Origin of the sequence: uncultured Shimia sp. (assembly GCF_947493595.1) — a bacterium.
Taxonomy (GTDB): Bacteria; Pseudomonadota; Alphaproteobacteria; order Rhodobacterales; family Rhodobacteraceae; genus Shimia.
Map to the genome: position 1 here is coordinate 759,228 of NZ_CANLRL010000001.1, position 21,873 is coordinate 781,100.

The 21,873-nt window shown below is 57.8% G+C and carries 22 protein-coding genes; 9 read left to right on the top strand and 13 right to left on the bottom strand.

What is annotated here, in order from left to right:
- Window positions 1-54 precede the first annotated feature (54 nt).
- From Q0955_RS03830 to Q0955_RS03840, 3 genes are all read left to right on the top strand, one after another.
- Window positions 55-1,035, top strand: coding sequence for a DUF3179 domain-containing protein (locus Q0955_RS03830; RefSeq protein ID WP_299420087.1), 981 nt, complete (start codon window positions 55-57; stop codon window positions 1,033-1,035).
- An 83-nt stretch (window positions 1,036-1,118) separates the two neighbouring features.
- Window positions 1,119-1,478 carry a hypothetical protein gene (locus Q0955_RS03835; protein WP_299420090.1) on the top strand — a complete coding sequence of 120 codons (360 nt, stop codon included), beginning with the start codon at window positions 1,119-1,121 and terminating at the stop codon, window positions 1,476-1,478.
- On the top strand, window positions 1,471-2,697 hold the full coding sequence (locus Q0955_RS03840) for a biotin/lipoyl-binding protein (protein WP_299420093.1): 1,227 nt from the start codon (window positions 1,471-1,473) through the stop codon (window positions 2,695-2,697). The genes Q0955_RS03835 and Q0955_RS03840 overlap by 8 nt, the downstream gene beginning before the upstream one ends.
- 1 nt (window position 2,698) lies before the next feature.
- Here the strand turns inward: Q0955_RS03840 and Q0955_RS03845 are convergent, their stop codons facing one another.
- Entirely contained in the window at window positions 2,699-3,019 is a 321-nt protein-coding gene (locus Q0955_RS03845; protein WP_299420095.1) for a hypothetical protein, read from the bottom strand.
- Between the two features lie 69 nt (window positions 3,020-3,088).
- Between Q0955_RS03845 and Q0955_RS03850 the strand changes: the two genes are divergently transcribed.
- A complete protein-coding gene (locus tag Q0955_RS03850; RefSeq protein WP_299420098.1) occupies window positions 3,089-3,832 on the top strand; it encodes a WYL domain-containing protein in 744 nt (247 codons plus the stop codon).
- Window positions 3,833-3,863: 31 nt separating this feature from the next.
- On the opposite strand, the gene aqpZ is transcribed toward Q0955_RS03850, so the two are convergent.
- The 5 genes from aqpZ to Q0955_RS03875 form a co-directional block, all read right to left on the bottom strand.
- The gene (gene aqpZ, locus Q0955_RS03855; RefSeq protein ID WP_299420101.1) at window positions 3,864-4,553 is read right to left on the bottom strand and encodes an aquaporin Z; all 690 of its coding nucleotides are present in this window, start codon (window positions 4,551-4,553) and stop codon (window positions 3,864-3,866) included.
- Window positions 4,554-4,769: 216 nt separating this feature from the next.
- The gene (locus Q0955_RS03860; protein ID WP_299420103.1) at window positions 4,770-5,315 is read right to left on the bottom strand and encodes a polymer-forming cytoskeletal protein; all 546 of its coding nucleotides are present in this window, start codon (window positions 5,313-5,315) and stop codon (window positions 4,770-4,772) included.
- Window positions 5,305-6,618: a M23 family metallopeptidase gene (locus Q0955_RS03865; RefSeq protein WP_299420106.1), complete on the bottom strand. Its 1,314-nt coding sequence runs from the start codon at window positions 6,616-6,618 to the stop codon at window positions 5,305-5,307. The genes Q0955_RS03860 and Q0955_RS03865 overlap by 11 nt, the downstream gene beginning before the upstream one ends.
- Window positions 6,619-6,807: 189 nt before the next feature.
- Window positions 6,808-7,638 (bottom strand): ferritin-like domain-containing protein, encoded by an 831-nt coding sequence (locus tag Q0955_RS03870; RefSeq protein ID WP_299420108.1) that lies wholly within the window; start codon window positions 7,636-7,638, stop codon window positions 6,808-6,810.
- Entirely contained in the window at window positions 7,638-8,099 is a 462-nt protein-coding gene (locus Q0955_RS03875; RefSeq protein WP_299420110.1) for a peroxiredoxin, read from the bottom strand. Before Q0955_RS03875 ends, Q0955_RS03870 begins: the two co-directional genes overlap by 1 nt.
- A gap of 209 nt (window positions 8,100-8,308) precedes the next feature.
- On the opposite strand from Q0955_RS03875, the gene Q0955_RS03880 reads away from it, so the two are divergent.
- From Q0955_RS03880 to Q0955_RS03895, 4 genes are all read left to right on the top strand, one after another.
- Window positions 8,309-11,602, top strand: coding sequence for a DUF3971 domain-containing protein (locus Q0955_RS03880; RefSeq protein ID WP_299420112.1), 3,294 nt, complete (start codon window positions 8,309-8,311; stop codon window positions 11,600-11,602).
- A gap of 14 nt (window positions 11,603-11,616) precedes the next feature.
- Window positions 11,617-12,666 carry a tRNA preQ1(34) S-adenosylmethionine ribosyltransferase-isomerase QueA gene (gene queA / locus Q0955_RS03885; protein WP_299420114.1) on the top strand — a complete coding sequence of 350 codons (1,050 nt, stop codon included), beginning with the start codon at window positions 11,617-11,619 and terminating at the stop codon, window positions 12,664-12,666.
- A gap of 116 nt (window positions 12,667-12,782) precedes the next feature.
- Window positions 12,783-14,048 carry an MFS transporter gene (locus Q0955_RS03890; RefSeq protein ID WP_299420116.1) on the top strand — a complete coding sequence of 422 codons (1,266 nt, stop codon included), beginning with the start codon at window positions 12,783-12,785 and terminating at the stop codon, window positions 14,046-14,048.
- Window positions 14,049-14,195: 147 nt separating this feature from the next.
- Window positions 14,196-14,771 carry a DUF924 family protein gene (locus Q0955_RS03895; RefSeq protein ID WP_299420119.1) on the top strand — a complete coding sequence of 192 codons (576 nt, stop codon included), beginning with the start codon at window positions 14,196-14,198 and terminating at the stop codon, window positions 14,769-14,771.
- Window positions 14,772-14,774: 3 nt separating this feature from the next.
- Here Q0955_RS03895 and Q0955_RS03900 read toward each other — a convergent pair whose 3' ends face one another.
- On the bottom strand, window positions 14,775-15,227 hold the full coding sequence (locus Q0955_RS03900; RefSeq protein ID WP_299420122.1) for a hypothetical protein: 453 nt from the start codon (window positions 15,225-15,227) through the stop codon (window positions 14,775-14,777).
- 159 nt (window positions 15,228-15,386) lie between these two features.
- Between Q0955_RS03900 and lpdA the strand changes: the two genes are divergently transcribed.
- Window positions 15,387-16,781 carry a dihydrolipoyl dehydrogenase gene (gene lpdA / locus Q0955_RS03905; RefSeq protein ID WP_299420124.1) on the top strand — a complete coding sequence of 465 codons (1,395 nt, stop codon included), beginning with the start codon at window positions 15,387-15,389 and terminating at the stop codon, window positions 16,779-16,781.
- A 75-nt stretch (window positions 16,782-16,856) separates the two neighbouring features.
- Here lpdA and Q0955_RS03910 read toward each other — a convergent pair whose 3' ends face one another.
- The 6 genes from Q0955_RS03910 to Q0955_RS03935 all read right to left on the bottom strand — a co-directional run bounded on the left by Q0955_RS03910 (window position 16,857) and on the right by Q0955_RS03935 (window position 21,825).
- A complete protein-coding gene (locus Q0955_RS03910; protein WP_299420127.1) occupies window positions 16,857-17,432 on the bottom strand; it encodes a hypothetical protein in 576 nt (191 codons plus the stop codon).
- The gene (locus tag Q0955_RS03915; protein ID WP_299420129.1) at window positions 17,380-18,168 is read right to left on the bottom strand and encodes a hypothetical protein; all 789 of its coding nucleotides are present in this window, start codon (window positions 18,166-18,168) and stop codon (window positions 17,380-17,382) included. Before Q0955_RS03915 ends, Q0955_RS03910 begins: the two co-directional genes overlap by 53 nt.
- Before the next feature lie 207 nt (window positions 18,169-18,375).
- Window positions 18,376-18,744, bottom strand: a complete 369-nt coding sequence (locus tag Q0955_RS03920) for a DUF1761 family protein (protein ID WP_299420132.1) — start codon at window positions 18,742-18,744, stop codon at window positions 18,376-18,378.
- On the bottom strand, window positions 18,741-19,166 hold the full coding sequence (locus tag Q0955_RS03925; protein WP_299420134.1) for an SRPBCC domain-containing protein: 426 nt from the start codon (window positions 19,164-19,166) through the stop codon (window positions 18,741-18,743). The genes Q0955_RS03920 and Q0955_RS03925 overlap by 4 nt, the downstream gene beginning before the upstream one ends.
- The gene (locus tag Q0955_RS03930) at window positions 19,159-19,515 is read right to left on the bottom strand and encodes a metalloregulator ArsR/SmtB family transcription factor (RefSeq protein WP_299420136.1); all 357 of its coding nucleotides are present in this window, start codon (window positions 19,513-19,515) and stop codon (window positions 19,159-19,161) included. Before Q0955_RS03930 ends, Q0955_RS03925 begins: the two co-directional genes overlap by 8 nt.
- A gap of 114 nt (window positions 19,516-19,629) precedes the next feature.
- Entirely contained in the window at window positions 19,630-21,825 is a 2,196-nt protein-coding gene (locus tag Q0955_RS03935) for a VWA domain-containing protein (RefSeq protein ID WP_299420138.1), read from the bottom strand.
- Window positions 21,826-21,873: the final 48 nt, after the last annotated feature.

Below are 21,873 nucleotides of genomic sequence, written 5' to 3' on the forward strand. Positions count from 1 at the left end.
GGCGCGGGCTCAGAATTCGGCGCAGGCTTTTGAGAAGCGCGGGAGGGTAGGGCTATGGCATTGAAACGATTGGGACGTTTGGCGGCGGCGGTTGCGGTTTTGGCGCTTGGTGGGACGGCTTGGGCCGATCCGAGTTTCTGGAAACATGAGTGGCCGGAGACGGATTTTTCCCGAACCAGCATCAACAATTGGGTTGAGATCATGAGTGGCGGGCCGCCCAAAGATGGGATTCCGGCGCTGAGTGATCCGCAGTTCATTCGTGTGGGCGATGAGAGTCGGATTGGGGATCGCGAGCCGGTGGTGACGGTGGAAATGCCCGGTGAGCTGCCGCGGGCCTATCCGATTCGCTATCTAACCTGGCATGAGATTGTGAACGATCAGGTTGGCAAGACACCCATTGCGGTGACCTTTTGCCCGTTGTGCAATTCGGCGATCACCTTTGATCGGCGTGCCAAGGGCAAAGTGCTGACGCTTGGGGTGTCGGGCAAGCTGCGCAACAGCGATATGGTGATGTATGACCGCGAGACCCAGAGTTGGTGGCAGCAAGCGATTGGCACTGGGATCGTCGGCGAGATGACCGGGGTGACGCTGAAGGCGTTGCCCACCTGGATGGAGAGCTGGGCGCAGTTTAAGGCGCGGCATCCGGAGGGGTTGGTGATGGCGGAGCCACCGTATAATCGCGACTACGGGCGCAATCCCTATGTGCGCTATGACAGCTCGGCGCGGCCGTTTTTGTACAGCGGGGAGAACCCGCCTCACGGGGTGCCGCCTTTGGTGCGGGTTGTGCGCGTGGGGGATCGGGCCTGGCCGATGACGCGATTGGCAGAGAAAGGCAAAGTGTCAGAAGCGGGGATTACGATTTCCTGGCAGGCGGGGCAGGCTTCGGCTTTGGACAAGGCCAACATCGGCAAGAGCAAAGATGTCGGCACTATTCGGGTGAAGGACACCAGTGGTAAGGATGTGCCACATGATGTGCTGTTCGCCTTTGCCTTTCATGCCTTTTGGCCGGATGGGCAATGGATGTTAGGGAAGTAGGTTCGCCGTCCAGTCTGTCACATTGATTTTGTTTTGCTTTTTTGCGTTACTGGGCATCAAAGGTCCACTACGGGGAAAGCACCATGCAGAGCACATTGTCTGAAGACGCATTGGCGGTGATGCCGTTTTGGGTCACGGGGCCCGGGCAGACGGATGGGTTCATGTGGACCGTTGCTGTGGTGTTGGTTGCCGTGTTGATTGGGTTTGGCGCGCTGTATTTCACCATTCAGGCCATTCCTGACCGCATGGCGACAGGGGCGCATAAGGTCCAGATGCAACTGGTGAGCATGTTGGGATTGGTATCACTATTCACTATGAACAACGCTTTTTGGATCGCCGCCATTTTGATTGCCGCGGTGCCGCTGCATGAGGTGTTCCCAGCCTTTAAGGCGTCCATGGACACTGTGCCTGAGACCGATGTCGAGGAGACAGCTGATGCTTGAGCTGATCTTCTCCGCCTTGATCACGATTTTGCCGGACTACCTGTATCGACGCTACAGGCAGGGCAAGCGTATTGGTCATGAAATCACGTTGTTCAACGTGTGGTATGAGTTGCGCTGGGGGCTGACCTCCTGTGCGGTGCTTGCGATTGCGCTGATCACTGTGATTTTTCATTTTCACCCGGCCGCGACCAGCGTGTCTGCGCCGTTCCGCACGGTGTCCATTTTGTCAGAACGGGCCGGGCGCGTGGCTGAGGTTTATGTGAACAACAACGATCAGGTGAAGGCCGGGGATGCGATTTTCCGACTGGATACCAGCCGACAAGAGGCGTCGGCGGAAACGGCGCGCCGTCGTATTGCCGAGGTGGAAGCGACGTTGGATGCCGGCGCAGAAGACATCGCAGTGGCCCAGGCGCAAGTGTTGTCGGCCGAGGCGGCGTTTTTGCAGGCGCAGGACGATCTGCAGCGGCGGCAAGACGTGGCACGGCGAAACGAGACAGTGGTTAGCGAGCAAGAGTTGCAGCGTCTGACATCTGCTGTGACGCAGGCCGAGGGCGTCTATGACGGGGCGCAGGCGGCGTTGCGGGGCATTGAAGCGCGGGTCGCGGAGGTCTTGCCGGCCCAAAAATCAAGTGCCGAGGCGATGTTGGCGGAGGCGCTGACAGAAATTCGCCTGTCGACAGTGACGGCCGAAGTGGACGGGGCGGTGACGCAGTTTTTGTTGAAGCCGGGGGATTTGGTGAACCCGATCCTGCGTCCGGCGGGCATTTTGGTTCCGGATGTGACAGGTCAAGGGCGGTTCATTGCGACGTTCAAACAGATCGCGACGCCTGTGCTGAAGGATGGCATGTTGGTGGAAATTACCTGCGCCGCCAAGCCGTTGGAGGTCATTCCTATGGTGATTTCAGAGCGCCAGCGTGTGGTGGCGGCTGGCCAGTTTCGACCGGGAGATGCGTTGCAAGATGCGTTAGAGCGGCAGCGCAAAGGCTCGGTTCTGGTATTCCTGGAGCCGGTCTACGCGGGGCATACCGATGACATTCCGCCCGGCAGCGCCTGTGTCGGGATGGCCTATTCCAACCGGGGTTTGGAGATGGCCGCCGGTGAGATCACTGGTTTTGCGCGACTGACCACGTCGATTGTGGATGGCATGGGCATTGCCAATGCCATCCTGATGCGGGCGCAAGCGATCCTGTTGCCGGTGCGCACGCTGGTGTTCAACTGACTTAGGCCGCGTGGGTTTCCAGAGAGACGTAGGTGTCCATGGGCGCCTCCGGATCAAAGTCGGTCAGGTCCATCACCGAGAAGAAGTCGGCACAGGCTGGCGATTGCATTTCTTTTTCGATAACTTCCGCCATGTCGGCCTCGCTGCGGAATTGCACGATGTCCAGATAGGTACCGTCTTGCGCGCGCACCAGCTCGCGGCGCAGCACGCCTGGCTCATGGGCAACAAACTCGGATTGGAATTTGGCGGAGGCGGCGAGCAGGTCAGCTTCACTTTTGTTGGGGGCCAGTTTGATTGGGGCCAGTACGGTGATAGGTGTCATTGAAGTCTCCTGTAAGTGTGACAGGGATCGGATATTGAGTAATGCGCCGTTTTATGTCCTATTTGTTACATGACACAGAAGCGCTCTCGTGCGGATGCACAAACCCGGATGATGCGGTTGGACCAGATTGCGGCCCAACTCAAAGGTGAAGACCCCTGTACAGTAGACGATTTGGCAAGGACCCACGGGGTGAGTCGCCGCACCATTGCGCGGGATCTGGAGATCATGCGGGCGCAGGGGATGCCGATTGAGGCAGAACGCGGACGCGGTGGTGGTGTGCGCATGGACGTGAATTGGGGGGTGGGGCGGCTCAATCTGTCTTATGCCGAGAGTGTCGACCTTTTGATTAGCCTGGCGGTGGCTGAGCAGATGAACTCACCGTTGTTTCTGGCGCAAATGGGATCAATCCGGCGGCAGTTGATCGCGTCTTTTTCCAAGGAGAAACGCCGCGCAGTGCAGGGTATCAAGAAACGGATTTTGATTGCCGAGCATGCGTCGTTGCCGGTGCAGACCTCGATGGGGCAACCAAAGCCACGGGTTGTGCAGACGTTGCATCAGGCGTTCCTCAATCAGAAGCTTGTGGAGATTGACTATGTGCGTGAGGATGGAGCCAAATCAAAACGAACCATTGCTCCGCAGTACCTGCTGCTGTGTTCGCCGGTGTGGTACGTGTTGGCCTGGGATCATCTGAGGGATGCGCCAAGGACGTTTCGTTGCGACCGGATTCAGCGCGCAACCGAAGGGTTTGAGAAGTTCTCGCTACAAGATGCCAAGGTGTTTGAACCCGCACTGGACCACTACAATGTGTTGTGAGGCAGCGACAGGCACGGCCTCACCTGTGCTGTTACTCTTCCGAGGAAATGACCTTCCAAAGAACGCCACCGATTGCCGCGCCAACCAGCGGAGCAATCCAGAACAGCCAGAGCTGCGACAGGGCTGGTCCGTCGGCAAAGAGCGCCACACCGGTGGAGCGGGCGGGGTTCACTGAGGTGTTGGTGACCGGAATGGAGATCAGGTGGATCAGTGTCAGGCCAAGACCAATGGCAATGGGGGCAAAGCCTGCGGGGGCACCGGAGGACGTGGAGCCAAGGATGATGAAGAGGAAGGCAGCGGTGAGCACCACTTCGATGACCAGGGCGGACATCATGGAATAACCTTGCGGCGATGCTTCGCCGTAGCCGTTGGAGGCAAATCCCCCGACGCCGGCAAATTCCGGTGCGCCGGAGACAATGAGGTAGAGCACAATTGCGGCGGCGATTGCGCCTGCCACTTGCGCGACCCAATAGGGGATCAGGTCTTTGGCTTCAAATCGTCCGCCAATCATAAGACCAAGGCTAACGGCGGGATTGAAGTGGCCGCCGGAGATGTGGCCTACGGCATAGGCCATGGTCATCACGGTGAGGCCGAAGGCCAAGCTGACACCCAGCCAGCCGATGCCAACATCTGCAACCCCTGCAGCCAGTACTGCGCTGCCACAACCGCCAAGCACCAGCCAAAAGGTGCCGATGAATTCTGCGCCAAGTTTCTGAAACATTTTATCACTCCCAAATATACCTTTGGGGAGCCTAGGAAGCGAATTTGGCTCTGCCTAGGGGAGAAATAAGGGAACTGGCGCAAAAGGATCGTTGAGCGCAGCGGCTCTGCAAGGTGTAAAGTGTATAGGTTTGTGGGCGATTTCAGACAGTTGCGCAAAGAAAAACCGCCGCGCAGGTAGCGCGGCGGTTGCGTGTTTCTGTGGCGTTTATGCCGCTTATTTGGCAGGTTTGGCCGCCGCAGGAGCGGCTGCTGGGGCTGCTGCGGCAGGCGCTGCGGCGCGTGGGGCGGCTGCTTTGCCAACGGTCAGTGGATCGTCCTGACGTTGTACGGAGCCTTCAAAGTGGGCACCGCTTTCGATGGCGATGGTTTTATGGATGATGTCGCCTTCCACACGGGCGGTGGAGGTCAAGCGCACTTTCAAGCCACGTACGCGACCCACGATGCGGCCATTGATGACCACGTCGTCCGCAATGATTTCACCTTTGATGGTGGCGGTTTCGCCAACGGTCAGCAGGTGGGCGCGAATGTCGCCTTCCACGGTGCCTTCGACCTGAATGTCACCGGTGGTTTTCAGGTTGCCGGTGATGTGCAGGTCTGTGGACAGCACAGAGGCAGGTGGTTTGGCTTTGGGGGCCGAAGCGCCTTTGAACTCGCTGGCCTTTGCGGGCGCTGCCGGGATCGGCGCCGCTGGGGCGGCCGCAGGCTTGGCCGGAGTGTCTGTAGTCGGTGCGGGGTCGTTGATTTTGCTCTTAGAAAACATCTCTTCCAGCCTTGATAAATGTCATCGGGTTTACAGCGCGACCATTGACGCGCACTTCGTAGTGCAAATGCGTGCCGGTCGAGCGTCCAGAATTGCCCATATCACCAATATGGTCGCCACGCGAGACTCTTTGGCCGACTTTTACGCGGATTTTCGCTTGGTGGGCGTAGCGGGTCTCAATTCCGTGGTCATGTTTGATTTTCACAAGGCGCCCGTAACCTGACAACCAGCCCGCGTGAGTCACAACACCATCCGCTGTGGCGTAGATCGGCGTGCCATAGCGGGCGGCAAAATCGGTGCCTTTGTGCATCCGACCCCAACGCATTCCAAAGCCGGAGGTGTAACGGAAGGCGGATTTAATCGGGTTGTCAAACGGCACGGTTTCCGCCGCAATACGATAGACGTTCAATTGGTCCAGCTGTTCCAGGAGACGGTTGGCCCGTAGGGTTTCTTCGGAGATTTCGACTCCTTTGGTGGAGAAGCTGAGGGGCATCATTGGTCCGCCCTGGCCTTGATAGCCACGGCGGACCTCTTCCATCAGGTTTTTGGTGTCCAGACCGGCAGCCGTGAACATCTTTGTCAGCGGTTCCACAGACACGGTCATGGCGTCTTCGAGTTGGCGGAAGATTTTGTCGTTTTTCTCTTCCATCAGGAGCAATTCACGCTCCATTTCCTCGGCGGCGTTCAAAGCCAGCTGCGCATTGGCCACCACTTCGTCCCGTTCGGCGGCGGTTTCGTTCAGCGCAGTCGACAACACGTCAAGCATGTCGTTGCCAAGCGGCGAGGAACCGATGAGGGCGGTCTGGGTTTCAGCCTGTGCCTGATCGCGGGCAATAACTTCGGCACGGGCGGCTTCCCGTTCCTGCATGGTGCGGCGCAACGTGGCTTGGATCACCTCAATGCCGGTTTCCAGCTCTTTGCGGCGGATTTCAGATGCCAGCAGCTCAGACTGCATGTCGGAGATCTGTGTCAGGGCAGAGTTGAAGCGGGCCTGTGCCGCCAGCGCTTCCTCGGTGCGCGTGTCACGTTGCGAGGACAGATCATTGAGGCGTTGCTCATAGGTGAGCTGATCGCGTTTGGCCTGCTCCCGGAAGTTGCCGGAGCCGATGCTGTCCATCAAAAGGATCGCGGTGGCGATGATGGCCCAAGCGACAATCGCGGAAGAGCCAACAAACGCAATCAGTTGCGTGCTTGGCTTCAGGCGGATGAAGCGGGTGTCTGTGTCTGACCGAAGAAAGAGCCTGCGTTCCGGAAAGAAGCGTTCCAGGATCGCGTGCGCGCGGATCGCGAGTCGTGTTCTCACGGAAGAATTCCTTGTTTAGTCCCATCCCGAGAAGCGCCATCCCCGGCGCAACCCATTGTCCCCAACGCCTTTTGATGGCGCCTTGGGGCAAGGGTTTAGCGGGCCAAGCCCTGTCCGGCAAGGTTTTTGACCTTTTTAGGCAGGTAAGGCGCGGAAGTGTCGCCATGATGGGCGGTTTGCCGCCGATATCTAGCGGGCGTAGGCTGGTGGCTCTTCGTCAGAAAGCGGCCAGTAAAAATCTGGCGGTAAGCCCGCGTCGGCACGTTTCTCTTCATTGAACGGTGGTTTGAGAGCGCCGTGAAAGTACTTTTGCACAAGGCCATGAAAGGTGGCTTTGGGATCCAGAGCGTGGCGGCCGCAGAGGAAGTTGAACCATTTTGAGCCATAGGCGACGTGGCCCACTTCTTCGGCGTAGATGATGCGCAGGGCTTCCAGGGTTTGTTCGTCTTTGGCGTTCTCAAAGATGCGGATCATGCCGGGAGTCACGTCCAGCCCCCGTGCTTCGAGCACCATGGGCACCACCGCGAGGCGGCCCATCAAGTCATCCACGGTGTCCTCGGCGGCGCGCCACATGCCTGCGTGGGCAGGCAGGGCGCCGTAGAAACTGTCTTTGGCTTCAAGACTGTCGCATATCAGGTTGAAATGGTTTGATTCTTCCGCTGCGGATTTCACCCAGTCGTCATAGAAACCCAGCGGCATTTCGACGTCGGTGAAACGCGCGATGATATCCCAGTGCAGGTCTACGGCGTTGAGTTCGATATGCGCCACGGCGTGCAACATGGCGATGCGGCCCTGCGGGCTGCCAGGCTTGCGGCGCGGCACGTCGCGTGGGTTAAGCAGTTCTGGCTGCGCCGGGCGGGCTGGTTGCAATGGCGGAGTGGCTTTGCCGATTGGCAGCGGCGTGCCAGCCTCACGCGCAGCAAACCAAGTCTCTGCGTGCTTTTTTGAAATCGCGGTTTTGGCACGGCCGTCGGCAGTGGTGAGCACTTCAACAGCCATTTCTGCAAGGGATTTGGTCATCAGAGCGCCTTTGCAGCCTCCAAGACCTCTTCCGCATGCCCATCAACTTTTACCTTTGGCCAGGTGCGGGCGATGTTGCCATCTGCATCAATCAACACTGTGGAACGCACGATGCCCATAAAAGTTTTGCCATACATTTTTTTCTCCACCCAGACCCCATAGTCTTCACACACAGTGCCGTTTTCATCGGACAGCAGTGGCACGGTCAGGTTTTGTTTTTCGACAAACTTGCCATGGCTCTTCATACTGTCTTTGGAGATGCCAAAAACCTGCACGCCTGCGGTGGCAAACTCTTCCAATAGGTGGGAAAAAGCGATTGCCTCCTTGGTGCAGCCGGACGTGTTGTCACGCGGGTAGAAAAACAGCGCCACCGGCGCGGGGCGCAGCGCCGAGAGAGTGACATCGTCGCCAGCGGTGGACGGCAAGGTGAAATCGGGGGCAGGTTGGTTGGTCTCAATCATCATTTTGCTCCTTGATGGCCCGTTGTTGCCAAAGCGGTGATCCGGCCTTGGGTCGGGCGTCTCTTGCAGGTATAGTTTTGTCCACGAGCACCGAAATAACAGAACACACAGAGGCATCAACCCTGACCGAGAACGGCGAACATAACTCCGCGTCAGAGGGTCCAGCTCAATCATCCGAAACCGCCGAGTCTGCGAAACGCGGAGAGTCGGTGGCCCAGTCGGAGTTGGAGACGACCGAGGCGCAACCCGGGCGGCGTTCGCGCCGGGCCCGGCGTTTTGGTGTGATTGCGCTGTTTAGTCTGAGCGTACCGGTGCTGGTGTTGGCGGTTGCAGCCTTTGTGATCAGCGGCAAGCCTTTGCATGCGCCCGAGTGGCTACACACCCGCGTGCAAGCTGCGCTGAACCAACAGTTGGACGGACTTGAGGTGTCCATCGAGCATATGGCGCTTGTTGTTGAGGACGACTGGGACCCCAGCATTGAATTGCAAGGGGTGGAGGTGGCGCCTGAGGATGGTGGCAGCCCGGTACGTTTGGAGACGGCGCGGGCACGATTGGCTTTTGCGCCGCTTTTGGATCGGCAGATTGCGCTGCGAGATGTGCAGGTGTCAGGCGTGACGTTGCTGGTGTTGCGTCAGGAAGACGGTCAGGTTCAGGTTTCGATTGGCCAAGGTGGTGGCGCGTTTCAGACAGACACCGACATCACAACCTTTGGCGACCAGGTGGAGGGCTATTTACAGGCGCCTCTGTTGGCGTACCTTGATTTGTTCCAGATTGAAGATGTGACCATCCGGTTTGAGGACCGGCGGGCGCAGCGGGCGTGGACTGTGGATGGTGGCCACATCACTTTGCGGCGCACGGACGAGTTGGTGGAACTGGCGTCTCAGATGACGCTTTTGGGCGGACGCAGCTACGCCAGCACAATTGAAGCTTCGGTGACCACGCGGTTTGGGTCTCGCACGACCGAGTTTGGGGTGAACTTTGAAGATCTGCCAAGCGATGATATTGCCTCGCAATCTGCTGCGCTGAGCTGGTTGCAGATTTTACGGGCGCCGATTTCGGGCGCGCTGCGGGCCAGCATTGATAGCGAAGGCAATCTGGGCAATGTGAATGCGACTTTGCAGATTGCTGATGGCGTGTTGCAGCCGGATGGGGCGGTGCGGCCAGTACCCTTTGAAAGCATGCGCAGTTATCTGACCTATGATCCAAACCGTGGCGCAATTCGGTTTGATGAGTTGTCCTTGAGCAGCGATATGGTGCGGGTCAACGCCCATGGGGAAGCGTTTTTCGGGTCTTTGTCACAAGGCTTGCCGGAAGATTTTCTGGTGCAGCTGACCTTAAATGAATTTCGCGCCAATCCCCGCAACCTGGATGATGACCCGGTGGCGTTGGAGAGGTCTTTTGCGGATTTTCGGTTGAAACTGGACCCGTTTGAACTGGATTTGGGGCAGTTGGTGGTTCGCCAGAACGGCAACCAGATTGTGTTGGATGGCAGTTTGACCACCGAAGGTGAGAATTGGGCTTATGCCTTAAACGGGCATATGGATGAGGTTGTACCAGAAAGCGTACTGGCGCTGTGGCCTAAGAGTTTCAAACACAAGCTGCGCAAGTGGATTGACCAGAACATCTATAAGGCGACATTGCACGACATTGATTTGGCCGTGCGCTCAAGAGGGGCGGAGCCGCCAGAGGTCTACGTGGACTTCCAGTTCCGCGATGTGGACATCAAACCAGTGAAAACCATGCCGCCGGTGCGCGATGGCATTGGCTTTGGCGTGTTGCAGAACCACCAACTGCATATCACGGCGGAGGCGGGGTATGTCGAAGCGGATCAAGGCGGGCGTATGGATGTGGCGGGCACCAATATGGTGATCCTGAATACGCGGATCAAACAGTCCCCGGCTGTGGTGCAGGCGCAAGCACGCGGGCCGGTTGAGGCGGTGTTGTCGCTGTTGGATCGCAAGCCTTTGGAGTTGTTCACGAAGGCCAATCTGCCTGTGGATTTTGCCTCCGGGTGGGCGGACTTGGAAGGCACGGTGGAGCTCGTGCTCAAGGACAAGCTGCCTATTGAGGAGGTGGTGTACGACGTGCGCGGTGATCTGAGCGATGTGCGCAGCGGGCATTTTCTGCCGGGCAAAGAGATGCGCGGCGACTTGCAGGTGACGGCGACACCGGAGCGAGTCGAGGTCTGGGGAGACGGGTTTGTCGCAAACATTCCTGTCAGCGCCAAATGGCACATGCAGGGTGGCAAGGAGAATGCAGGACGCAGTTGGGTTAGTGGCACAGCGGAGCTGAGCGCGGCGGCGCTGGACACGTTTGAGGTGGGGCTGCCCAAAGGCACGGTGTCTGAGGTTGGGCAAGCCCGTTATGAGATGGACATTGTGCGCGATCAGCCCCCCAAAATGCGGTTGCGGTCCGATCTGGTGGGGGTGCGCATGTCTTCGCCGCCGCTTGGATGGAGCAAATCTGCAAAGAGCAGTGGCACGCTTGAGGTGGATTTGACGCTGGGTAAGTCGCCGAGCATCGACCGTATTTTGTTTGAGGCACCGGGGTTGAGCGCCAGAGGGCGGATTTCGATTGCGGACGGCGGCGGCCTTGGTGTGGCGCAGATGGACAGCTTTGTAGTGGGCCGTTGGCTCAACGGCACGGGGCGGCTGTTGGGCCGTGGCAAGGCGCCGCCGGCTGTGGTGATGACCAGCGGGCGGCTGGACATGCGGCGTATGCCGGACAGTAGCAAAGGCAGTGGGCGTGGCGGCGCGGCGGGCATTGGGCCAGTTACGGCCAATGTGGATGAGGTGGTTGTGACCGACAACATCCGCTTGGGACCGATGAAGGCGGAGTTGAATTTTGACGGCGGCTTGAGTGGCAGCTTCAACGGCAATTTCAAAGGTGGGCCTTTGGTGTTTGGCACTTTGGCACCGCATCGCAATGGCACGCAATTGCGCGTGACGTCGGATCACGGAGGGAAAATCGCGCAGCTTATGGGGGTGGTGAAATCCGCCAGTCGCGGCGCAATGACCTTGTCGATGGTGCCGCGCGCTGCCAAGGGCGAATACGACGGCGTGTTGGAGATGAAAGAGGTCAAAGTGCAGCAAATGCCGTTGGTGGCCGAACTTCTGAATGCGATCAGTGTGGTTGGGCTGGTGGAGCAGCTGGCGGGGCCGGGGATTCTGTTCACCGATGTGTTTGCGCGGTTTCGGTTGACACCTGATCGGTTGGTGATTGGCGAAAGCAGTGCGGCGGGGCCTTCAATGGGGCTGTCTGCCAACGGCACGTATAGCTTTGCGCAAGAATGGTTCAACATTCAGGGCACAATTTCGCCGATCTATGCGGTGAACGTGATTGGCCGACCGTTTGCGCGGCGCGGGGAGGGGTTGATTGGCTTTAACTACACCATGCGCGGACCGGCCCAGCAGCCGGAGATCTCGGTAAACCCACTCTCGGCCTTGACGCCGGGCTTCTTTAGAGAGATTTTCCGCCGTCCACCACCGGACCTGAGTAACTAACGGCGCGACCTCTGATGCAGCTTTCCGATTTTGATTTTGATCTTCCCGAGTCTTTGATTGCGACCCGTCCAGCGGAGCCGCGCAGCTCAGCGCGCCTGTTGGTGGCCAAGGGCGGCGAGATCACCGATGGGGTGGTCACGGATTTGGTGGATCTGCTGCAGGCAGGCGATCGACTGGTGCTGAATGATACCAAAGTGATCCCGGCCCGCTTATCTGGCTACCGTGTTCGGCAAGGGCCGGAAGGGGAAACCCAGTCGCGCATGGAGGTAACGTTGTTGGAGCCGCGCGCAGGTGGGGCTTGGGCGGCATTGATCAAACCGTTGCGGAAAATTCGCGAAGGCGAAGAGATTGTCTTTGCCGCAGGTCTCAAGGGTCGGTTGCTGTCCAAAGAAGATGGGCAGGGGCTGGTGCAGTTTGACCTCGAGGGCGACGATTTTGATGCGGCGTTGGAGGCGGCGGGCAATATGCCGTTGCCGCCCTACATTGCTGCAAAGCGCGCTGCTGATGAGAAAGACAAAACCGATTATCAGACCGTTTGGGCGAAACACTCCGGCGCTGTGGCGGCCCCAACCGCGTCGTTGCATTTTGACGATGCGTTGCTGGCGGCATTAAAGGCCAAGGGCGTCCAATTCACCCATGTGACATTGCATGTTGGGGCGGGGACGTTCCTGCCGGTGAAGGTTGAAAACGTCAAAGAGCACAAGATGCACGCCGAATGGGGCCGCGTGACCGAGGCCGCGGCGGCGGAGATCGCGGAAACCAAGGCGGCGGGCGGACGGGTGATCCCGGTGGGCACCACTGCGCTGCGGTTGATAGAAAGTGCGGCGCGGGAAAGCGGCACAATCCAGCCGTGGGAAGGCAATACGGATATTTTCATCTATCCGGGGTTCTCGTTTAATGTGGCGGACGCCTTGATGACCAACTTCCACTTACCAAAATCGACCCTAATGATGTTGGTCAGCGCCTTGTTGGGGCAGGAAGAAATTCGCAAGGTCTATGACCATGCGGTAAACGAAGGCTATCGGTTCTTCTCTTACGGAGATGCCTCGCTGCTGCTTCCCTGATTAAATCTCTGACGATGCCGCAAAATGACATGTCGCTGTCGCGATTGGATGCGATGGCTGAGGGCGTGTTTTGCATACGGGCACATCTGTGAGACAGTTGTGTTGAGGATCGTCCAATGGGTCAGTTTCTAAAAGGTGCGTGGCCACTGCTGCTGGGAATGCTGTTGCTGATGGTTGGCAACGGTATGCACGGGACGTTGCTCGGTATTCGCGGCGAGGCGGCGGGATTCTCGACCTTTGAGATGTCGATGGTGATGTCGGCCTATTTTGTGGGCTTTCTGGGTGGCAGCCGCATCACGCCGGAATTGATCCGCCGTGTTGGACATGTGCGGGTGTTTGCCGCCATGGCCTCCATGATCTCCGCGGTTCTGATCCTTTATCCGACTCTGGAACACCCGGTGGCCTGGATCGCCGGGCGTACGTTGATGGGGCTGTGTTTTTCCGGGGTGTATGTCACGGCGGAAAGCTGGCTCAACAATGCGGCGACCAACGACACACGTGGCAAAGCGCTGTCGATTTATATGATGGTGCAGATGTTTGGCATCGTCGCTGCGCAGGGCATGTTGACCATTCCGGATGCGACCGGGTTCTTGCTGTTTGTGATCCCCTCGGTGCTGGTTTCGATCTCATTTGCGCCGATTTTGCTTTCCGTGTCGCCGACGCCGGCGTTTGACACCACCAAACCAATGAGCCTGAAAGAGCTGTTCCACAATTCGCCACTGGGCGTGGTGGGCATGTTCTTGCTTGGCGGCGTGTTTTCGGCACAGTTTGGTATGTCAGCGGTGTTTGCCACGCGCGCTGGTTTGAGCCTGAGTGAATTGTCGTTGTTTGTCGCGGCATTTTACATTGGTGCGACGGTGTTTCAGTATCCGCTTGGGTGGATGAGCGACCGGATGGATCGGCGTGTGTTGATCATGTTTGTGGCCGCGATTGGTGCGTCAGGGGCAATGCTGGGCTTCTTTGCCGGGGACAACTACTTGATGCTGCTTGTGTCCGCGCTTTTTATTGGGGGATTTTCAAATCCGCTGTATTCCATGCTGATTGCCCACGCCAATGACTTCCTAGAGTATGAAGATATGGCGGCGGCCTCAGGTGGTTTGGTGTTTGTGAATGGTGTTGGTGCCATTGCAGGACCAATGATCACCGGGTGGATGATGGATGTCATCGGACCCAGCGGGTACTTTATCTACTTGGTTATTCCGCTTGCGGCTTTGGGTCTTTACGCGGGGTATCGCACCACACGGCGTCCTGCGGCCTCTGTGGAAGATACTGGCAGCTATACCGCGGTTATGCCTACGGCCTCTGTGGTTGCGGTGGAGGTTGCACAAGAGGTGGCGATCGAGACGGCGATGGAGGAAGAGCAGGAAGCTGCCGCAGGGTAAGCAAACCTCTGCCGGTGTTAGCGCCAAAGGTCGCGGGCTGTGTCGGGATGTTGCATTTTGTGACTATTCTTTCTTAATTTCCTGTGTCTAACCTCCTAAGTACCAAGCGTCTTTTAATGAGACGGAACAGGCAAAAGGAGATGGGACATGGTGGGTCCCGAAGAAGTACTTTCGTATTGGCTCGACGAGGTTGGGCCGAGCGGGTGGTATGCAGTTTCCGAAGAGCTGGACGCAGAGATCCGGCGGCGGTTTGAGGCAACATGGGAAGTGGCTCAGGCCGGTGGCCTTGGGCAATGGTTGACCTACGCCAGTGGCACCTTGGCCTATCTGATCCTCACCGATCAGTTTTCGCGCAACATGTTCCGCGGCAGTGGCAAAGCTTTTGCGAGCGATCATAAGGCGCTTGCGGCGGCTAAATCTGCGATCGACAAAAAGTGGGATCAGAAAATCGACGGCCCGGCGCGGCAGTTTTTCTTTCTGCCACTGATGCATTCGGAGAACCTCTGTGATCAGGAGCGCTGTGTGCGCATGTTCCTGCAGCGGATGGGCGACGCCGATAGCAACCTGTTGCACGCCCAGGCCCATCGCGAGGTGATCCGGAAGTTTGGACGTTTCCCATACCGCAATGAAGCGCTTGCCCGGGCCTCGACCGAAGTGGAAATGGCCTATGTGGCCAATGGTGGCTACGGTGCTACTGTGCGGGAACTTCAGGCCACGGGCTAACCGCTATTCAGAGGGTGTGCTGGCGTCCGGCTTGGTTTCGGGCGCATAGCAGCTGGCGATGGTGCCGATACGGCCACTCACACGGCTGGCCACGTCATCCAGCGCGGATTGCATCAGGGTTTCCGGCGTGTCCGCGAGGCGGGCCAGGTTGCTGTTGATGCCCGCCAATTCCAATTGCAGCGCATTGGCGCGGGTTTGCAAGCGTTCGGTGGCCTGAGCGGTCAGGGATGTGCTGTCCAGGGAGATAGCGGCCAGATCGCTGCGCAGGTCGGCCACTTCGGTGCGCAGACCGTCCACTTTGATTTCTAATGGCTGCACAATTTGCAAGTTTTGCGCAAAGCTGGCTACAACGCGTTCTGCGGTGTCCGACAGGCGCCAGAGGAAAAACAGGCAGATTGCCACCAATATCAAGGTGGCGTTGATCATGGCAACAAGCAAGTTTTTCAGGGTTTTCATGGCTTGGCTCCCGACTCGGTGACGCGGGCGCAGTGTGCGCTTCTGATTGCGCGATCGCCAGTTAAAAATTGCGCGTAAAACGGGCGGTTCGCTTTATTGAAGCCGCTGCGGAGTTCCAGTAGGCTCGCGCAAAGACATAGCGGGAGGCGGGGAAACACCATGGCTAGCAAGAACTTCGACATGATTGTGATTGGCGCAGGGCCGGGCGGCTATGTGGCTGCCATTCGCGGCGCGCAACTGGGCCTCAAGGTTGCGATTGTGGAGCGTGAGCACATGGGCGGGATTTGCCTAAACTGGGGCTGCATTCCAACCAAGGCGCTGTTGCGGTCGGCGGAAGTGTTTCACCTGATGGAACGCGCTAAGGACTTTGGTCTGAAGGCGGAGGGCATTGGCTATGACATCGATGCAGTGGTGAAACGTTCGCGTGGGGTGGCCAAACAACTGAGCTCTGGCGTTGCTTTCTTGATGAAGAAGAACAAGGTTGAGGTCTTCATGGGGGAGGCGACTTTGCCAGCCAAAGGCAAAGTGTCGGTGAAGGGCGAAAAAGGCGTTGAGGAGCTGACCGCGAAGAACATCGTGTTGGCCACAGGTGCGCGGGCGCGGGAATTGCCGGGGCTCGAGGGCGATGGCAAGCGGGTCTGGACCTATAAGGACGCGTTGGTGCCGCCGCATATGCCCAAGAAGTTGCTCGTGATTGGTTCAGGTGCCATTGGGATCGAGTTTGCGAGTTTCTACAATACGTTGGGCGCGGATACGACGGTTGTTGAGGTCATGGATCGGGTTTTGCCGGTTGAAGATGCAGAGATAAGTGCTTTTGCCAAAAAGCAATTTGTCAAACAGGGCATGACCATCATGGAGAAATCCACGGTCAAGAAACTGGATCGCGGTGCCGACAAAGTCACGGCGCATATTGAGGTGGGTGGCAAAGTCACAACGCAGGACTTTGACACGGTGATTTCCGCAGTAGGCATTGTAGGCAATGTCGAGAATCTCGGGCTTGAAAAGCTTGGCGTGAAGATCGACCGGACCCATGTGGTCACGGATCAATACTGCCAGACCGGTGTGGACGGGCTGTTTGCGATTGGTGACATCGCTGGCGCGCCTTGGTTGGCGCATAAGGCGAGTCATGAGGGTGTGATGGTTGCGGAGCTGATCGCCGGTGGGAAGCCGCATCCAGTGAAGCCGGAGAGCATCGCGGGCTGTACTTATTGCCACCCGCAGGTGGCCAGCGTGGGCTACACCGAGGCCAAGGCCAAGGAACTAGGCTATGACGTGAAAGTCGGGCGCTTCCCGTTTATTGGCAACGGCAAGGCGATAGCCTTGGGCGAGCCAGAGGGCATGGTGAAAACCGTGTTTGATGCCAAGACTGGCGAGTTGCTTGGCGCGCATATGGTGGGCGCGGAGGTCACCGAGTTGATCCAGGGCTATGTGGTGGGACGCCAGCTTGAGACCACCGAGGCAGAGCTGATGGAGACCGTGTTCCCGCATCCAACTTTGAGCGAGATGATGCATGAAAGCGTGCTGGACGCTTATGACCGGGTGATCCACGTTTGACGCGCAGGCTCTTGTGACTACAAAAAAAGCCGCAGAGGTGTCCTCTACGGCATTTTCTTTTGGGTGAAGGCTTAATCAGTTGGTCACGGCATCAACAGCACTGAGCATCGCGTCAATCGAAGAGGTTGGTGTGATGCTTGGGAGGTACCTCCCCGTGGCAGAGCTCAGCAGACGGGCGTTTGCGCGCGACCAGGCGCTGGCCAGTGCTTCTTCGACTGTGGCGGCGCCTGATTTTTTCACAGCTACTTCGCCATTTTTTTGAACCGATCTGAAGGTGATCTTATTGTCTTTCTTAATGTAGTCTCCGGTCGGGATGTTCTCACGTACCACTGTGCCATCTGGATAGGTATAGGTGATCTGGGAAACGTAACGGACACCAATGTCGCGGGGATCTTCGCCGCTGCGCTTGTGCACGGTATTTCTTGCAAACACGTCAACCTTCGTGTTGACGATATCGCCGTTGGGTGTGGTGATGTCCTTTTGCTCACTTGCAGTAAGGTCAGTGATCTCGCCGGTATAGATTGTTGTACAGGCAGACATCAGCGCGAGGCCGCCCATCAGGAAAAGCGTTTTAATAAGTCTATGCATGGCTGTTCCTTTAGAACCGATGGGTGAAGCTGAGATCGAGACGTCGGTGGGTGTCTTCCGCACCAAAAGCTTGGGTCCAACCCAAGGTGGCGCCGAAGTCCTCGGTGAAGCGGTAGGTTGCGCTTAGGCGGGCGCGGTTTAGCTCTTCCTTATCGGTAATGGTGATGATCGCGTTGGACCATGTGTGGCTGAGACCCGCGGTGAAGATCCAGTTGTCGCCAGCGATGTGAAAGAGTTCCGCGCCAACCGTAAAACGATTGGTGTTGGTTTTGTTTGACAAGCCGGAGGTGTCAAAACTGCTGTTTGTGTGTGACGCCGCAGCCAAGCCTTTTACAAATGTGCGCCCGGAAAGCGGTGCGACCTGCTCGTATTGCAAAGTGGCGGTTAGGGTGTCACCGTCCCCAGCGGTCGTTGTGCCGCCGGAGGTGTAGGCTTCGGCAATGTCGCCGCTCAGTATTGTGCCGGTGAGCGTGCCACCGCGTCCAACTTGATATTGTGCCCCGAGACCGAAGGTTGGCGTCCGTGTGGTTTGCGTGTCTGGAGGAAAGGTATTGTCGGTGCGCGATTGGCCGAAAAAACCCAACAAACGCAGCTTGTCGGTGTATTGGTAGCCATACGACACCATCGCCGTTGTGGCATCTCGCGAGACGCCCTGATCTTCGCGGTCCAAAGCCGAGTAGTGCAGGGTCACTATGTGATCTCCTGCTTCCAAGGTCTGAGCTGCCGCCGGTTGGGCCAGCGTGAATGCAACATAGGTGCCGAGAGCAAGGACACCATAAGAGATCAATGTAATTTTCACGATTTCCCCCAGTTTTACCGGCTCAACGTTGAGGTGACCGGGGGCCAAAATCAATAAATTTTAACGATCGCACGGGTTGCGGGTAAACTTGCAACAGTTTTGAGGTGGGGGAGAGTGCGCATAGCCCAGGCGAGATTGATGCAACCGCGGTGCCGTACCACAAAAGCCGCCAATGCAGGCGGCTTTTGTGACGCGTAATAGAGATAGTTACAGGATGGCGTGGGCCAAGATCAGCAGCACGCCAGACCCCAGCACGTATCCAACATCCACGGTAATGGCGAAGCGGGATTTGTTGATCCACGCGCCGGTGTTGGCCACGTAAGCGGCGCAGGCGAGGATGGCGAGGAGAGCCACGGTCAGGTTCTGTGTGGTTTCGGTCAGGGCGACGATATAGGCCAGAAGTGCGATGGCGATCCAATTGGTGAAGAGCGGGCCCATTGGCATTTTCTCTGGCGGCTTGGGGTCAATGTTGCTGCCTTCGGCCCAGCGTTTTTGGAGGCCCAAAACTGGTCCGTAAACCAAGAAGCCAAAGGCAGAGCAGGCGATGAAGCCGACAATAAATGCAATCCAATTCATAGGGTTGTCTCCAATGTTTCCAATATGCGTGTCCAACCACTTTCGTGGTTGTCGCGGCTTTCCTGCGAAGGAAATCGAATATGCGTCAGGGTCAGGTTGGTGCCATCATTGGCAGGTGTCAAGATTAAGGTAACTTCGCTATCCTCTTGAGAATAGGGAGAAACCCAGGTGAAACGTAGGCGGTTGGCGCGGTCGATTTCGAGGTATTCGCCTTCGTGTGGCCAGCCTTCTTCGACATCAGGGGCTTGCATCACCACGCGAAACCGGCCGCCGACAACCGGATCGTTGCTGGCCTCCGGCACGGTCATTCCGGGGGCAGGGATCAAAAATTTCTGCATCATTTTGGGGTCCAGCCAGGCGTCAAACACGCGTTCTGGCGGGAAAGGTAAGTGGCGGGAGATTTCCAGCGCGAGGTCAGTCATTTTTGTCTTCCTCCATTAGGGCAGATTCGAGGGCGTCCAACCGCAGCGCCCAGATTGAACGCAGGTCAGCAAACCAAGTGTCAATGAGCGACAAGGGCGCCATTTGCACCTCGATCAAGTGCTCGCGCCATTCGGTGCGGCGACTGGCCAGTCCGGCGGCCTCCAGCACTTTGATGTGCTTGGATACCGCATTCAGGCTCAGATCAAACCGGGCGGCGATGTCGGTGACTTTCATCGGGCCGTTCTGGGCCAGAAGAGTCAGGATTGCGCGGCGGTTTGGCTCTGATGCGGCCTTGAGTATGGTGCTGAGCTGGTCCGCGGTCTTGGTGATGTCTTGTCGTTCAACCATGTGGGTGAATAACATCGACTCCCCGATCAGTCAACCCTTTGGGTGAATGACGGGTCGATGCACAAAAAAAGCGGCTCCTGAAAGCCGCCTTTGAGGTTCGGTTTGGTAGTTAGCTTATTGGACTTTAAGCGGGATTGCAGCCAAGAGCTTGTTGTCCACATCGAGGAAGTAGCGGATTTCATAGTCGCCGGGCTCATCAGGTACGATCAGGCTGAGAGGGCTGCCATTTTCCGCATAGGTGTAGGTGAGGTAGGGTTTGTCCGCGTTACCTACCGCGAGATAGTCGCGCGGATGTCCGGGGCCTGTCCAGTTGACCTCAATGTTGCTGCCGGGCGTCGCGGTTGTGGGCGCGGTGATGGTGACTGGCACGTCTTCAACAGTCAGCGACGCGCGGGCGAGCACTTTGGTTGGATTGGTATCCGCGACGTAGCGCAACTCGTAGGTGCCGGGATTGGCTGGCAAGGTGAGCGTCAAATCGCTGCCGTCGCGGGTGTAGGCGTAGGAGCCGTAGTCTCCTTCAGCGGCGTCTGGTGTTACAATGGTCAGGTAGTCGCCTTCGCCGCCCGGGCCAGTCCATGAGGCGGTGATTGCGCCGCCAATTGGGCCGGTGGTTGGCCCCGTGACCGTGGCGCCGACGGCAGTGACGTCAATCGGGATACGGGCTTGAATGGATCGGTCCTGCCCCAAAACATAGCGGATTTCGTGTGGGCCGGGGTCACCTGGCATCACAAGTTCCAAGGGATTGCCTTCGCGGGTGTAAGTGTAGTTGACGTATTTGTCGTCCGGCATGCCTTTGGCGGCAACGGTGATGTAGTCTCCGTCGTAACCGGGCCCGGTCCAGGACACGACGAGCTTTGCACCGGCACCGGCGCTGCTGTCTGCTTGCAGATCATAAGCCAGGGCCGCAACCGAGATAGGTTCGCGGTGAATGATCGTGCGGTCTTGGCTCATGGTGTAGACCATTTCATAATCACCAGGCGCGCCCGGCATTTGCAGCATCATGGGATTGCCGTCGCGGGTGTAGGTGTAGGTGATCCATTTCTCGTCACCCGGTTTGGTGACGGAAACATAGTCGCCGTCATAATCTGGTCCGATCCAGTCCACGGGAACTGTGGCACCGGCGACCAACTCATCTGGCGCGGACAGGGTGACGGTAACTTCTGTGGCGGTGATTGGTTGGTTGGCCAAAGGTTTGCGGCCGTCGCTCAGGATGTAGCGCAGTTCATAGGCGCCAGGTCTGGGCGGCATTTGTAGATCAAGTGGGCTGCCTTCGCGCGTATACGCATAGGTGATCCATTTGTTGGTATCCGGATCAACCGCGGCGATGAAATCATCTTTGGCGTTGGGACCGGTCCAGTCGACGGCAATGGTGCTGCCTGCAGCGGCGGATTGTGGGCCGGACACAGTGGCCGGTGGCTTATATTCCGGCAACTCCAGAACCACCCGTTTGTTGACCGAGCCGACGCCGAAGCGGGCTTCGGCAGTGGCTTCATCTTCGGGGCGCAGAACAGTGACGGTGTAGGTGCCTTCGAGCAGGTCTTCCTTCAAGGATGGCGCGTTGTGTTTGTCGTGAATGCTGCTGTCGCCTGCGAGATCCCAGATCAGGGGGGTGGTAATCGTTGGTCCGTTTTTGCCATCAATGGCCACAATGGTGACTTGCACCGGATGTGGTTCCGGTTCGGGTACAGGGGCGGCAGCGACTGCGGTCAAAGCGTTGCCAAGCTCATCTGCATTGGCGGCGGATAAGAATGTGCCGCCCGTAGCTTCGGCCATGCACTGGAACTGAGTCAAGGCTTGTGGGTCGGTTACGTCGAACCCCACAACATGCGCTGTGAAATCAACGCCTGTGGCTTCCAGTTCTTTGGCAACGGCACAGACGTCCGGGACGCAGGTCTCAATGCCATCAGAAACCAGGATCACGGTGGCGGCTTCTTCGGTGTGGCGCAACGCTTTGGCGGCCGCGACCACGGCGTCCGCCATCGGGGTTTTGCCTTTGGGGGATATGCCGTTCACAGCCGAGGTGATTGCGGTGCGTGTGTCGGAGCCGGGCAGAACCACGGTTTCGATGTCGGAACAATCCCCTTTGCGACGGTGGCCATAGACGGTCAAACCCAGATCAAGGTCGGCGGGCAGAGTGGTCATCAGTTCGCCCATGACCTGCTGGGCGATGGTGATTTTGGCTACGCCGTCAATTTGCCCCCACATGGAGCCGGACCCATCCATCACCACAATGGCGGAGGGGTTGTCTTGCGCAAAAATCGCAGTGGGCAGCAGACACAGCGCGGCCGAAGTCGCTCTCAAAAAAGTCATCCCAAAAATCCTCAAATATGTAATGCATAGAGACTAAGAGAGAAATTC

Excerpts from the sequence above, each read along its gene's own strand:
- Q0955_RS03830 (WP_299420087.1), top strand. The coding sequence starts at position 55 with ATGGCATTGAAACGATTGGGACGTTTGGCGGCGGCGGTTGCGGTTTTG.
- Q0955_RS03835 (WP_299420090.1), top strand. The coding sequence starts at position 1,119 with ATGCAGAGCACATTGTCTGAAGACGCATTGGCGGTGATGCCGTTTTGG.
- Q0955_RS03840 (WP_299420093.1), top strand. The coding sequence starts at position 1,471 with ATGCTTGAGCTGATCTTCTCCGCCTTGATCACGATTTTGCCGGACTAC.
- Q0955_RS03845 (WP_299420095.1), bottom strand. The coding sequence starts at position 3,019 with ATGACACCTATCACCGTACTGGCCCCAATCAAACTGGCCCCCAACAAA.
- Q0955_RS03850 (WP_299420098.1), top strand. The coding sequence starts at position 3,089 with ATGACACAGAAGCGCTCTCGTGCGGATGCACAAACCCGGATGATGCGG.
- aqpZ (WP_299420101.1), bottom strand. The coding sequence starts at position 4,553 with ATGTTTCAGAAACTTGGCGCAGAATTCATCGGCACCTTTTGGCTGGTG.
- Q0955_RS03860 (WP_299420103.1), bottom strand. The coding sequence starts at position 5,315 with ATGTTTTCTAAGAGCAAAATCAACGACCCCGCACCGACTACAGACACT.
- Q0955_RS03870 (WP_299420108.1), bottom strand. The coding sequence starts at position 7,638 with ATGACCAAATCCCTTGCAGAAATGGCTGTTGAAGTGCTCACCACTGCC.
- Q0955_RS03875 (WP_299420110.1), bottom strand. The coding sequence starts at position 8,099 with ATGATTGAGACCAACCAACCTGCCCCCGATTTCACCTTGCCGTCCACC.
- queA (WP_299420114.1), top strand. The coding sequence starts at position 11,617 with ATGCAGCTTTCCGATTTTGATTTTGATCTTCCCGAGTCTTTGATTGCG.
- Q0955_RS03890 (WP_299420116.1), top strand. The coding sequence starts at position 12,783 with ATGGGTCAGTTTCTAAAAGGTGCGTGGCCACTGCTGCTGGGAATGCTG.
- Q0955_RS03895 (WP_299420119.1), top strand. The coding sequence starts at position 14,196 with ATGGTGGGTCCCGAAGAAGTACTTTCGTATTGGCTCGACGAGGTTGGG.
- Q0955_RS03900 (WP_299420122.1), bottom strand. The coding sequence starts at position 15,227 with ATGAAAACCCTGAAAAACTTGCTTGTTGCCATGATCAACGCCACCTTG.
- lpdA (WP_299420124.1), top strand. The coding sequence starts at position 15,387 with ATGGCTAGCAAGAACTTCGACATGATTGTGATTGGCGCAGGGCCGGGC.
- Q0955_RS03920 (WP_299420132.1), bottom strand. The coding sequence starts at position 18,744 with ATGAATTGGATTGCATTTATTGTCGGCTTCATCGCCTGCTCTGCCTTT.
- Q0955_RS03925 (WP_299420134.1), bottom strand. The coding sequence starts at position 19,166 with ATGACTGACCTCGCGCTGGAAATCTCCCGCCACTTACCTTTCCCGCCA.
- Q0955_RS03930 (WP_299420136.1), bottom strand. The coding sequence starts at position 19,515 with ATGGTTGAACGACAAGACATCACCAAGACCGCGGACCAGCTCAGCACC.
- Q0955_RS03935 (WP_299420138.1), bottom strand. The coding sequence starts at position 21,825 with ATGACTTTTTTGAGAGCGACTTCGGCCGCGCTGTGTCTGCTGCCCACT.